Annotated in this window: 12 protein-coding genes; 3 read left to right on the plus strand and 9 right to left on the minus strand. The window is 49.2% G+C overall.

From position 1 onward, the window contains the following. Nucleotides 1–3 precede the first annotated feature (3 nt). The 4 genes from RIF36_RS04055 to msrB form a co-directional block, all read right to left on the minus strand. A complete protein-coding gene (locus tag RIF36_RS04055; RefSeq protein ID WP_350119688.1) occupies nucleotides 4–474 on the minus strand; it encodes a hypothetical protein in 471 nt (156 codons plus the stop codon). A gap of 51 nt (nucleotides 475–525) precedes the next feature. Further along, complete coding sequence (locus RIF36_RS04060; protein ID WP_350119685.1) at nucleotides 526–1443, minus strand: class I SAM-dependent methyltransferase; 918 nt, start codon at nucleotides 1441–1443, stop codon at nucleotides 526–528. Between the two features lie 141 nt (nucleotides 1444–1584). Next, nucleotides 1585–1983: an RNA-binding regulator gene (gene rbp, locus RIF36_RS04065; protein WP_151997202.1), complete on the minus strand. Its 399-nt coding sequence runs from the start codon at nucleotides 1981–1983 to the stop codon at nucleotides 1585–1587. Nucleotides 1984–2197: 214 nt separating this feature from the next. After that, nucleotides 2198–2647, minus strand: coding sequence for a peptide-methionine (R)-S-oxide reductase MsrB (gene msrB / locus RIF36_RS04070; protein ID WP_350119683.1), 450 nt, complete (start codon nucleotides 2645–2647; stop codon nucleotides 2198–2200). Nucleotides 2648–2741: 94 nt separating this feature from the next. Here msrB and RIF36_RS04075 point away from each other — a divergent pair, with 94 nt between their 5' ends. Beyond that, nucleotides 2742–3389, plus strand: coding sequence for a hypothetical protein (locus RIF36_RS04075; RefSeq protein WP_350119680.1), 648 nt, complete (start codon nucleotides 2742–2744; stop codon nucleotides 3387–3389). A 301-nt stretch (nucleotides 3390–3690) separates the two neighbouring features. Continuing rightward, entirely contained in the window at nucleotides 3691–4659 is a 969-nt protein-coding gene (locus tag RIF36_RS04080) for a Kelch repeat-containing protein (protein WP_350119677.1), read from the plus strand. Nucleotides 4660–5071: 412 nt separating this feature from the next. On the opposite strand, the gene RIF36_RS04085 is transcribed toward RIF36_RS04080, so the two are convergent. Both RIF36_RS04085 and RIF36_RS04090 read right to left on the minus strand, forming a co-directional pair. Continuing rightward, on the minus strand, nucleotides 5072–6100 hold the full coding sequence (locus RIF36_RS04085) for a sialidase family protein (RefSeq protein ID WP_350119674.1): 1029 nt from the start codon (nucleotides 6098–6100) through the stop codon (nucleotides 5072–5074). A gap of 333 nt (nucleotides 6101–6433) precedes the next feature. Continuing rightward, on the minus strand, nucleotides 6434–8158 hold the full coding sequence (locus tag RIF36_RS04090) for a PQQ-dependent sugar dehydrogenase (protein ID WP_350119671.1): 1725 nt from the start codon (nucleotides 8156–8158) through the stop codon (nucleotides 6434–6436). 204 nt (nucleotides 8159–8362) lie between these two features. Between RIF36_RS04090 and RIF36_RS04095 the strand changes: the two genes are divergently transcribed. Continuing rightward, a complete protein-coding gene (locus tag RIF36_RS04095) occupies nucleotides 8363–8752 on the plus strand; it encodes a DUF983 domain-containing protein (RefSeq protein ID WP_350119668.1) in 390 nt (129 codons plus the stop codon). Between the two features lie 4 nt (nucleotides 8753–8756). On the opposite strand, the gene RIF36_RS04100 is transcribed toward RIF36_RS04095, so the two are convergent. From RIF36_RS04100 to RIF36_RS04110, 3 genes are all read right to left on the minus strand, one after another. Further along, entirely contained in the window at nucleotides 8757–9323 is a 567-nt protein-coding gene (locus RIF36_RS04100; RefSeq protein ID WP_350119665.1) for a hypothetical protein, read from the minus strand. 79 nt (nucleotides 9324–9402) lie between these two features. Then, nucleotides 9403–11124, minus strand: a complete 1722-nt coding sequence (locus RIF36_RS04105; protein ID WP_350119662.1) for a M28 family peptidase — start codon at nucleotides 11122–11124, stop codon at nucleotides 9403–9405. Nucleotides 11125–11548: 424 nt separating this feature from the next. After that, a complete protein-coding gene (locus RIF36_RS04110) occupies nucleotides 11549–12988 on the minus strand; it encodes a GH1 family beta-glucosidase (protein ID WP_350119659.1) in 1440 nt (479 codons plus the stop codon). Between the last annotated feature and the right edge of the window lie 3 nt (nucleotides 12989–12991).

The following is a 12991-nucleotide window of genomic DNA, read 5'->3' on the forward strand; positions in this document are numbered from 1 at the left end:
CCCTTAGTTGTCGTTGAACTGTTCTTTGATGGAGTTCAGCGCTTTGGTGAGTGAGTCTACCTGCTGCGGAAACTCGTTCCAGGCAAAGGAGATGGAATTTTCAATGCCTCCCGATTTGATATCGAGCCAATAGTCGCAGCCATCGTAGCAGCGGGCGCAAGATTCCAGCTCCAGTTCGCCGAACTCCTGCAGTGGCACGAGCCCAATGAGGTTTTCCCAGCCCTTTTGGGTAAAGGCCTGTTCAATGATTTCTGTTTTTGGATCGCCAGCTCCCCAGGTGGTTCTCTTGTAGATGAGCTTATTGGGTGTTACAGCCAGCGAGTCCAAACATACGCCCGCACAAAGCCCACACGAAATGCCGGTTTTAATGTATTCACTTTCCGACTTTAGCTTGACGGAAAGAAGTTCTTCGTCCTCACTGCCGCAGGCTCCGAGAATAACAGCAGCTGTAACAAAAAGCAGAATGGCTCTCATAAGTTCGACTGTTTGGATAGAAGACCCTTGATCAAAAGAGAAAGTTGTAACTCAGTGGATCGGCTTTTTGCCGGAAACCAGATACATCAGGGCACCGCCGGCGGAATGGAAGTCGTTGTTTTTGAGTGCCTCAAAGATCCTTTCTGCATGACCCTCGTATTTTTGATGGTACTCGTCGTAAAAGGAGAGATATCTGTCCCCGAAAGCCTCAAAATAAAATAGGTCAGAATTATTCATCACATCGCCGGCGTTGCCTTTTTTCCAATGCTTCGCAGTGGCCATTTGTTCCTGGGTGTCGTAGGGCGGCACCATCACAATGGCTTTGTCAGACAAGCGAACGTCTATTTTTTCAAAGCCCTGCTTCGATAGCATGCCGGGCAGCAGGTCGCCAAGGGAGTTGTCGCCAAAGCCCAGCCTTTTCTTTCCCTGCTCCACAATCAGGGCATACTTCACATGGTCAACCATCTCGTCGATGGCGGTGTGTTCCGACTCGGACGTTCTCAGCAGGCTCTGAATTCTATTATTCGGCTCCACACAGAGAATAGTGCCTCCCGGCTTCAACACCCGCTTCATTTCTTCGATGGCTTTTGTGGGGTTGCCCACGTGGATCAGCACCGTTTGGCAGGTAACAATATCAAAGGACGCATCCTCAAACGGGAGGTTCATGGCGTCGCCCTGAGAGAGTTCGAACCAGGCAGCCTGCTCCTTAAAAAAGCGCTTGAGCTCGGCCGATCCTTTTGCCCAGGTGGGATCCTTGTCCACACCCACCACATAGGCTGGCTTGCCCAGGTAAGGAGTAAGAATCTTGCTCCAGTGGCACTGGCCACAGCCGACATCAAGCAGGGAGGTGTGCTTACTCAGCTTGATCCTTTTAGCCATCAAATCGATAAAACCCTTGTTCCACCAGAAATTCCGGTAGTCGGCGAATTGGTTTTCTGAATGAGGGGTTTTAATCGAGGACTCAGGCATTTTCAACGATAATCTTTAAAGACTGGTAACTATTAAACAAGATGGCAAACCAAACTGGCAGACTTTCTTAACAACAGACAATAAAAAAAGTGGTTCATTGTCTGAACCACTTTGTTAATTTCTTTTAGCGATTGAAAGTTCTCAGTAATCAGAGTCACGATTGCCACGGCCGTATCCGCCGCCGCCGCCGCCACGGTTGAAGCCTCCGCCACCACCGCCACCACGGTTGTAGCCTCCGCCACCACCGCCTCCGCCACGATTGAATCCGCCGCCACCGCCGCTTCTTCTTTCGCCTTCTGGTTTCGGCTCTGACTTATTCACTACTATAGCTCTTCCTTTTACTTCGGCGCCATTTAATTCTTTGATCGCTTTCTGAGCAGCCTCATCATCGGGCATCTCAACAAAACCAAACCCTTTGCTTCTACCCGTGAATTTGTCTGTGATAATCTTTACAGAAGAAACCTCACCGTAGTCTTCGAAATAACCTTTTAATTCAGCCTCTTCAATACTGTAAGGGAGACTGCCAACGAAAATATTCATGCCTTATTAGTTAAATAAATTTTTATAAATGTAGCGGATTTAAAACGAAATACTAGTTTTTTGAAAACTTAATCTAAGCGCCGGTATTTTGAAAAAATTCGCTTAAAGGAAAATAGGCAACAAAATTAACAATATGTCACGCTCCTGTTGCCGCCAACATGTGTTGATTCACCTCACCTTTCAGGTATTCTTAAGTTCGGAAACAAGCGCTTTTTCAGGCTTCTTTCAGTTTTTTTAAAGCAACGGCATTCATGCAATACCTCAGGCCGGAAGGGGCAGGGCCGTCAGGAAACACATGACCCAGGTGGGCGTCGCAGGTGTTGCAAACAGTTTCGATGCGGTACATCCCGTGGCTCTTATCGGCGATATAGCCGATGCTATTTTCTTTCACAGGTTGGGTAAAAGACGGCCAGCCGGTGCCCGACTCAAACTTCTCCGAGGCATCGAACAGCAGCGTGCCACAGCAAACGCAGCCATATTGCCCGGGCTCAAAAAGGCTGCACATTTCCGAGCTGAAAGCCCGTTCTGTTCCCTTGAGCCGTGTTACCTGGTATTCCTCCGGTGTAAGCTTTGCCTTCCATTCGGCTTCTGTGAGCGTTACTTTTCTATCCGGTGCAGGGTTGCCATTTTTGGCGAAGTTTGTTATATCAGTCCACTTAAGCATATGAGAGTTCTTTTTGGTGAATGAGTAACAGCAATTGGTGGGGAATAGTTTTTGAACGAATTTGATTTAAATTTATGTAGGATCAAGGTTTGAAATGAAAGAAGTGAGATGCTTGGTATTTTTTTCTAGTTTTTTGTGGGCATGCTCACCCACGCTTACACCATTAGAGAGTCAGAAAATGGCTTCTTGTGTCTGCCCCTCTCTGACTACACAAAATTTTCAAATTGAAAGAGAATACTGGGAGTCCGTTGCTTCTCAAAGCTATCCGCAGGACTGGGAAATGTACTTCAACCAAATTGAGAAACAATGGAATTACTTGAATGTTGATCCAATTGATAACACCTCCGTGGACGGGTATCGATTAACAACCTACCCACCGTTTACTCCAGGCTGGTCAGAAAGGCTTTATGCAAAAGGCGATTCCGTGGCAGGAAGAATTCATTTTCCAGACAAAGAAGTCGTTGTAATAGGAGACTTTACTATTTCGAGGCTTAGTTGGCCGGATTTGGAGAAAGCTATGGACTCACTGTTTTGGAATCAACCATTTGAGTCGCTAAATCCACAGCCCGTAAGCGATGGAACGGCCTATTATATTGAAGGCTATCGCAATGGGGAGTACAAAATGATTGGGCGGGCCAGCATAAATATGAGAGAAGAGCACGCAGCGTTATTTTCTTACTTCACGAACATTGGTGGATTTCCCGGTGAAAAATGCTCGCCCAAGAAAATGGGATGCCAATAAGTCTTAAAACGTCTATCCCTGGGCTGTCCCCCGACGGCCCTTCTCCGAACGCTTCCGACCTGTCAGGGGACAGGCCGGGGAGCTTGGGAATAAGTTGCAAGAGGAGGAATAAAGTTTGAGCCCAAGGGCTGTGTCCCCCGACAGCCCACTATCCAATTCCAACCTGTCTCATGACAGGCCTGGGCTGCTGACCCAAGAATCTCACCCTTCTTCCCTCTTTCTCTGGCAAAGCATAGCTTCAATCTTGTATCTTTACTTTTGAACCGTTATCTGAAACGCTAAACAAATAATTTCCCTGGTTATGAAAACGACCCTTGCCTTTGTAGTAATAGTAGCACTTTCAACCACCTGTGCCCTGGCGCAAAGCTGGCAAAAAGTGACACCTACCAACGAGTGTACCAATCGCCACGAGAACTCACTCACCGCTATTGACAATAAGCTGGTGCTGGTGGGTGGCAGAGGCGTGAAGCCGGTGGAGTCTTTTGATATAAAAACCAACACCTGGACAAAACATGTGGAAACTCCCCTGGAGATGAGCCATTTTCAGGCTATCACCTACAAAGGAGAAATGTGGGTGATAGGCGCTTTCACAGGAGGCTATCCTCATGAGGTGCCTATTCCTGATGTGTATATTTTTAACCTCGAAAAGAACGAATGGCGCAAAGGTCCGTCGATCCCCGAAGATCGTCGGAGGGGTGCAGCGGGGGCTTTCGTGTACAAAAACAAGATTTACATCATTTGCGGAGAAACAGATGGCCACTGGGATGGTACGAATGCCTGGTTCGACGAGTACGACCCAAAGACCAACAGATGGAGGAGGTTGGCTGATGCGCCGCACATCCGTGACCACGTGGGCGCTTCTGTGGTAGGCGACAAGCTCTACCTCGCTGGAGGTCGTCGCTCAACAGCCAAAATTCAGCAGGTGCTTAACCTTACCGAGCCGGCAGTGGATGTGTATGACTTCAAAACAGGCCAGTGGTCGACGCTTAGTGAGGCGCAGAACCTGCCGACGAAAAGGGCAGGGGCTTCGTCGGTGGTGTTGGGCAAAAAGGTACTGATTATAGGGGGTGAAAGCGATGCCCAGGAAGAGTCGCATGCGAACGTGGAAGCTTTCAACACGCAAACCATGCAGTGGGAGATCCTTCCGATGCTCAACAAGGGGCGCCATGGTACTGGCGCTGTGAACGTAAAAGGCAAGATCTACACAGTGGCCGGCTCAGGCAATCGTGGTGGCGGCCCCGAGCTGAATAGTATTGAGGTTTTCGAGTAGAAAGATTAAAGAGGTTACTCTAGCCTCAGAGAAAGTGTAACCTCTTTGATCTTTAAGAATGATCGGTTACTGACTAAAGAGGTTACAACTGCAGGGACGTAGAGAGTAACCTCTTTAGTTCAAGCCGTTACCATTAAAGAGGTTACTCTGCCCCAGAGAAAGTCGTAACCTCTTTAACCTTCAGGAAACGATTCGTTACTGACTAAAGAGGTTACATCTGTAGGGACGCATAGAGTAACCTCTTTAGTTCAAGCCGTCGCAATTAAAGAAGTTACTCTGCCCCAGAGAAAGTGTAACCTCTTTACTTCGAGAACGATTCCCCACAAACTAAAGAGGTTACATCGGCAGGGACGCATAGAGTAACCTGTTTAGCTCAAGGGGTTGCATCAGCAGGGAGGTAGAGAGAACCTCTTTAGTTGTTTACCAAAAAGCTCTTAAATGCAATCTTCTGGCGTTTCCAGGTGTAGGTAACAGCCACGGTGTCGCCGTACTGGATGATGGCGGGGTAGGAGAACTCCTCTTCTTCCGTGCCTTTGTCGATATCTACAATGGTGGGCCAGGTGAGGCCGTTGTCGGTCGAAACGCCGAGTGAGAGCGGCGACCGTGAACCCCAGTTGCCGGACGTATTGTTGAAGGCCAGGGCCAGTGTGCCACCGGGCAGCTTCACCACGTCGATGCCGCTATTGGGATTGGGTAGCTCTGTTTTGTACACCGGCGACCAGGTCACACCACCGTCTTCCGAATCGCTGCGGCAGATGGCACCAGCCGAGCTCCTCAGCAGCATGTGCACCTTGCCCGGAGCGGATTCCCACAAAGTAGGTTGAATGATGCCCTCGCCTTCGATGGCTGTTCTGTCGAGGGGCAGAAACTCAGATTTCGTCCATGTTTGTCCGTTGTCGGTGCTGCGATCCACAAAAGCGTCCCACACCCTGTTGGTTTCCTTTGACGAGCCCGACAGCAGGGTGCCGTCTGCCAGGGTGATGGGCTTGTTTCTCACCGGGCCCCGGCCTCCTTTGTCGCCAGCCACCAGCTCAGCGGGTTCCGACCAGCTTTCGCCGTTGTCGGTGGTGCGGATCCACCAGGTTTCCCAGTTGTCGATGGTTTTGCCTACTTTGAAGTAGAGGATGATGCTTCCGGAAGCTTCCTTGAAAAGCACCGGGTTCCAATGGGCGTCTTCACGAATTTTGGCGACTTCAACAGGCCTTGAGAAGCTGCCTGCGTTGCCTTTGGTCAGCCAAATGCCTACGTCGTCGTGCTTTTCGTGGGTGCCGCCAAACCAGGCTACGAGGAAATTGCCGTCGTTGGTGCGCACGAGGGTGGAGGCGTGGGCCTGGGCAAAGTCACGGTGGTCGCCGAAAACGAAGTCGGAGGCGAGCGGCGTGACGGTGGGTTGGGGTTGTTTTTCCGTCGTTTGTTTTGTTTCTGGTTTGCAAGAATCCATAAACGTCAAAATTGTTATAAGGATACTTGTTGTTTGGATGCTTTTTCGGAAGACAGTGCTCATATGGGATCGGAATAAGTTACTGCCATCTAGGTTAGCTTTATACTATCAAGCAGCATAGGTTGTCTAAAGTTTCTTTTTGTCCTCAAGCCGGACGGGCTGTTACTTTTCCTAGATGAAAAGTAACCAAAAATCATTGAAAAATTAACGCACTGGCCAATTACACGCACCCGGCCGCCATTTTTCGCCCTCCCTCCTGGTTGGGCGCTGCTCGAATCAGAAACCTCGCTAATAAAAGATGGCATTAACGGTGTATCGAATTCTAAATTAAGATCACATCGGCTTTGAGCCCACCAGCTTGTAGGCTTTGCCGTCTGTTTTGGTGAAAATGTATAGTTCGCCGTCGCCGTCGGTGCCCAGTCGTAAATCTACTTTTTTGCAGTCGCAAATGTCTTTGAAGTTCACTGGCTTCCCATTCATGCTCACTTGCCACTTTTTGATCGTCGCTAGCTGCCCGAGCTTCAGGTCGCTGATGTTGACATACGCCAGCCAGCCCTGCACAATATCGCCAAATACATATTTTCCTTTCAAAGCAGGCACATCCGATCCCAGGTATTCGAACCCTCCCAAAATGGCATTGCCCTCGTCGTGGTCGTACTGCGCCACCGGATAAGTGATGGGATCGTTGGGCCCAATGGTGTTGGCGAATACTTTGTACATATCGTCATACGGATCGATCACGAAGGTTCCCTCTCTGTAAGGCCAGCCGTAGTTGCGTCCCGGCTGGATCATGTAGAGCGATTCAATAGTGTGATGCCCAATGTTAGAAGCCAGCATTTCGCCCGACTGTAACCATGTTAATCTGTGTGGGTTTCTGAAACCTTTGGCGTAAATTTCCTTCACCGTATTTGGGTTGGCATCACTCACAAAGGGATTGGAAGCTGGTATACCATACTTTCCATTTTTGCTGTTGGTGCCTGCAGGGTCAATGCGGAAGATAGAGCCCCAGGCTGTTTGCAGGTTGTCGATGATGAATGCGTATCCGTTTTCTGCCGCTCCACCATCGCCAACGCCGATATACATCAGGCCATAGTCAGGGTCGCCTTTCTTCACCAGGGGATTAAACCGGATGTCCTGCACACCATGAATTTGCGTGACCATGTTGATGCGGAACAGCTCACGGTGTTTTGTTGAAGTGAACGGTGCTTTGGCGGCAGGATCGGTTGTCCATTCTGTTAGTATCCATTGTAGCTTCACCGGAATAGAATCAGCGTAGGCAAAGTCGGCTGGTTTGGTGCCTGCGGGCTCGGTGTGGGTGGTGTAGAGCAAGCCATTTGTGCTGAACTCAGGGTGGAAGGCGAAGCTGCCGAATCCGGTGGCCAGGCCGGGCTGCCTGATGAAGTTTGGCATTAGCTCAGCCATGTCTATGTACAGCTTTGGTTGCCCGTTCACCATTTCATACAACCTGCCATTCAAATCCACCACGAAGTTTCTTTTGGTGCCAGGCAGCTGATCCATTTTGGTCATCCTGTTAATCGGCTGCTTGTCGCTTGACGCAGGGAGCCCTGTTATTTCCTTCATTTCCACGACTATGTCCGATGTTGGGATGGTGTCGGGGATAGGATTTTCCAGCGCTTCTCCTTTGTCCGCACCTCCGCTAAACACAGGAGCTTCTTTGGTATTGATGTAGGCAATCACCTGATCAATTTGTTCATCGGATAAGTAGGAGAACGAGGGCATGTAGGAATTAAATTTTTTGAAAAGCGCCACGGATCTTTCGTCGCCCGAGTCGATCATCTCCTGTGGATTCTTGATGAATTTTTTGATCCAGTCTGCCGATACTTCTTTGGTGAGCCCTCCCAGCTGGGGCCCAATGCCTGCCTGCATAAAATTGTGGCAAGCCCCGCAGGTCATCTCGAAGGTGGCCTGACCAGCTGCTATTACTGCTTCATCGGTGGAAATATCGTTGTTTTCTTTTTTTGTTTCGCCGCCGCAGGAAGAGACTATCAGCAAGATTAAAAGCAGATAGCTGAGGCTTAGAAGGGAGGTTGTTTTCATCAGTAAAATAGTTTGTAGGCAAGTATATGTAGTATCGAATAAATAATGCGGGTCTATATTAGTTAAAGATCATCAAAGGGGAAAAAGAATAGTTGGTCAATGGGGCAGGCGATTCTCATGTTTGACTTACCACTAGGACGAAATTTCCTTCCCTGTCACCTACCAATTCGTAACTTTGCGTCAATATATTTAAGGAGGTACCCCATGAGTGAGAAAGGATCAAAGTTTTATGCCATCACCAAAATGAAATGTCCCCGGTGCCATGAAGGTGATTTGTTTCCCGGGAGCAATCATTTCAGTTTTTCGAAGTTCACTCATATGTACAAGGTGTGCTCCGTCTGCAACCAGTCGTTTGAGCCAGAGCCTGGCTACTACTACGGAGCCATGTTCGTTAGCTATGGCATCAATTCGGTTATTTTTGTGGCTGTTTGGGTGATCCTTGCTTTGATTGTTGACGAGGTGACGCTCACCATGATGATGGCGGCCATTGTCACGATAGTTGTAGGTTTGTTGCCGTTCAACTACCGCTTTTCCAGAAGTATCTGGATCAACATGATGGTGAAATACAGGGGGCTGGCTGCAAAAAAAGAATAGTCTGTCAGCCTTTCTTGAAAAGGTTGAACTTCAGGAGGCCTGACTCGTCTCCTGACTCATCTTTTTCCTCTCTGTGTTTCTGCCGTTCCTTTTTCCGTTTTCTCTTTTCCCTGGCTTTCTGCCTTTTCTTTTTGGTGTCTTTGGCGATGATGTAATGAGCGGAAAGGCCTGTCGAAAAAGTGAACCAATCGGAGTGATTGACTTCATAGGCTGGCTTGATGTCAGCCGAAATGACAATGGGTAGCCCTGGGAGCTTCATTTCGGCACCGAGTATGGCGTCGTAGCCATAGTAGTTTCCCTGTTCTTTTTGTTCGCCCAAATGCATGCCGACTCCGGTGTATATATTGAAGCCTTTGCCAATCAATGGAAAATGTTGTTCAATAAGTAGCGTGCTGCTGTACTGGCTGGGGTAAGCTGCAAAAATGCCTTCGAGCGTCGTTTTGGAAAGCAGCTTCTGCTTGGCTGTGATGCCATAGTGTTCGTTGCCAAATCGGACGCCGAGGGCTGTGGAATATTTCTGTGCCTGGACTGAAACAGCCAGGAAAAGTAATGGGATAAATAGTTTGGACATGGCTAGCTAATACTTTTAACTGAACGAAGTATTGGTTCAGTTATTCTCTCAGCGCCTGTCTGTGCCAATATCTTGCCAACTAACGCAGTTGCCCGATTATTTCTCCTGAAAGCTGCTGAATTTCTTTTTGTGAAGCTTCAATGGTTTTGATAGTCTCCCCACTGGAGCCACCCACTTCCATGTCTTTTACACTACCCAGGGCCTTTACGTACCAGTCGGCCCAGGCGCTGATGATTTGGGTTTGTTCTGAGGCAGGAGAACCCTGCTTAATGGCGCTCTTGCTCAGCTCGGCTTCGGCATTCAGCCTGTCGGTGGCTGTTTTTTTTATTTCGCCGATAGTCGCCAGAGCGGTTTGGTGATCGGCGTTAACAAGTGTGAAAGCTGAAGCCAGCGCAGCGGTGGCAACATTTCGCTCTGTCTCTTTCGATACTTTGTCGAGCCGGTCGTTGTCGGTGTGATAAAACTGGTCGGTGAAATGCCAAAGCAGCAAACCCGGAATGTTGGCTTCCAAAAAAGGCACGTGGTCGCTTCCACCTTCGAATGGGTTGTAGCTCACCCGCCAGCTGGCATGGGCTCCTTGTTCCACAAACCGGTTAAATATGAAGTCGTTGAAGTAGTGAGGTTTCATGTCGGCCAGGGTCACGTCGCCAGCTCCCCACTCGGTATGTTTGTCGTTGCCTCGTGTCCAGATAGCACTGGGGTCAGGCATTTTTTCTATGAGGAAAGAACCACCGGTTACAATCGTGTTTTCCCCGACCATATCTAGGCTGATGCCCCATTTGATGTTCGAAGCCCTTAGGGAGTCTTCTTCAATGTAGCGCCTGGTCGAAACGATTTCGTCGCCCCACAGAAACGTAATGGTTCGTTTGGGGTCGAAGCTTCCGTTGATGACAAGCCTGGCTGTGACGGCGGCCATTTCGACCTGCGTGCCCGTACCTGAGGCGTTGTCGTTGGCGCCGGGCTCCTGCACATGGGCGCTGAATACCAGCCTTTCATCGGGCACTTGCGAACCTCTCACATTGGCCACCACTGTGAGCTCTTCGGAAGGATAAATCTTTGTTTCAATCTTCACGTTCAGTTCCACCTTTCCCTTAGCCATAGCATTCTTCAGCTTCTCCCTTGCCTCCCACGACAGAGCTACGCACCAGGCATCTTTGCCTTCCTGATAAGGGATGCTTCTGAACTGTATGGACGTGGCGTTTTTCTCAGGCTGGAGGTAGTCGGGGTTATTGTAGGTCAATAAGGCCAGGGCCCCGCCTTTTTGAACGGCCTGCTCGAATGCCTGCCGGGGATTGGTATCTGCCAGGGCAATTTTTCCTTTTAAGCTTCCGGCTGCAATTGCCTCAATATCTTCAATAAAAACCACCTCACCACTAATGCCAGCTTCAGGGGTGCTGGTGGAGTAGATGGGCAGCATGTTTCTGTTGGTGGCGAAGCTAAGCAGTGGGCTGTCGGCTCCTTTGATAGACAATTCCCCGTTCACTGGTTCCCAGGTGGGTTTGGCCAGTGCCCTTTTCTCTATGCGGTAAACGAGCCTGTCACCGTCGTTTGCAGTTTCTTCTGTTAAATAGCCTGCTTTCTGCAATTCAGAAACAATTCTGTAGATGCTGGAGTCGAAGCCTGCGTTGCCAGCCAGTCGCCAAAACTGCTCCACGTAGGCAGTAGTTTCGTAAGCCAGGTCGCCGGTTACTTCTGGTCTTACCATATCAAAATAGGCGCTCGAAGGGTTTGGGGCTTCAGTAGTCGGCTGGGCGCAGCTTAGTAAAACGAATGTGAGAAGGAGCAGGGCAATGTTTTTCATGATCAAAGGTAAAAAACGCCGGGGAATTCACAGTGCCAAAGTGGAACTGGTTCGGCTAATTTACCCGAAAGAAAGCCTCTTTGTGAAGTGTTGAATATTAGTGGCTTGAATAAAAAAGAAAAACTGGTTCAATGCATCTCGCTTGGGCCTTTTTCTTTTTTATTCAAGCTGATACTTTTGCTTTTTTGGTGAACGTTCAATAACCCTAGGAACTCTTTGAAATTCTTGCTCAGCTCCATACAAACGAAGATTAACTTCCTGCCTTGTCTTTTCTAACGCTACCATTCGCTCTACCTCCGATAGGCTTAGCCAATATGATAGATTGCCATCGTCCTGTCCTTTTCACAATACGAATAGGCACTTTCGTTTCCATTGCTTTTAGGGCTTAATTGATTACTTAAAGGTAATCAATATTGTGGTAGGTTTACCCGGCGGTCAGCAATTCCTTCCACCACCAACCCGAGTCTTTCACCGTGCGTTGTTGCGTTTCGTAGTCGACATGCACAAGCCCGAAGCGAGGCTCGTAGCCTTCACTCCATTCGAAATTGTCGGTGAGGGTCCACACAAAATAACCGTCAACGTCAATGCCTTCTTTTTTCGCACGTAGCACTTGCAGCAGGTATTCTTCAAAGAACTTGATGCGGCGGTAGTCGTTCACTGCTCCGTTGCTTAGCTGGTCAGGCAGGCAAACGCCATTTTCCGTCACCACTAATTTTTTGATGCCGTCGTAGCTGCCAAAGCGCTTGAGCATGTGGTAAATGCCTTCAGGGAAGATTTCGAAATTCATCGAGTTCATTTCTACATTCCGCTTTGTGGCCGGCACTTCTTTGGCAAAGAGGCCGAGCGAAAACAGGGAGTATTTGGAAACGATGCGGAAGTAGTTCTGAATGCCAATGAAGTCGAACTCAAACGGGAGCTTTTCTTCATCCCCAGCTTTCATGAATTTTTCTATCCGCCTGAGGATAGGAACTGCTTTGGTTGGGTAACCCAGCCCGAGCCCTGGCTCCACATACAGCCTGTTGAAAACGGCGTCCATTCTGTTGGCAGCGTCCACGTTCCAGGGCAGTTTGTCTATGGGGTCAACGTGGGAGCAGGAATAAGTAGTGCCTATGTTGGCATGAGGCACATTGTAGCGAACAACCCGCCCACCCTCAGCCTGGCACATCGTGGTGTGATGGGCTGCACTGAGAAACGAGTCCAGCCCTTTTACGCCAGGCGCATGATAGCCGGCCATATAGCCAAGACCGGTGAAGGCCATGGGCTCGTTGAGCACCATCCAGTTGTGTACTTTGTCGCCATATTGCCTGGTTACCAGGTCAACATACTCGGTGAACCACCCAATAATATCCCGGTTGGTCCATCCCCCTTGGTCTTGCAGTGCCTGCGGCAAGTCCCAGTGATAGAGGGTGATCCAGGGCGTAATGCCATTCTCCAGGCAGTAGTCAATCACCCGGTGGTAAAAGTCGATGCCTTTGCTATTGATGTGGCCAGTGCCTTTGGGTAACAATCTTGGCCATGCAATCGAAAACCTGAAAGACTCGAACCCCATCAGCTTCACCAGATCAATGTCTTGCTCGTAGCGATGGTAAAAGTCGGTGGCTATGTTGGCATGGTCGCCTGTTTTGATTTTGCCTTTGGTGTGAGTGAACCGATCCCACACCGACTCGCCTTTACCATCCAGGTTCCAGGCACCTTCAGTTTGAAAAGCAGCCGTGGCCACCCCCCATGTGAAGTCATTGCCAAAATCTGCTTTGCTAAACGGGCGAATATCTTCCAGAAGCTCATGATTACCAGAGGCCGATGACCTGCCGGTTTGGTAAAATGCATGATTGCTGCTTGTTTTTGTTGTGCCCTTGTTTAGCATGCT

Origin of the sequence: Imperialibacter sp., assembly GCF_040222815.1 — a bacterium.
Taxonomy (GTDB): Bacteria; Bacteroidota; Bacteroidia; order Cytophagales; family Cyclobacteriaceae; genus Imperialibacter.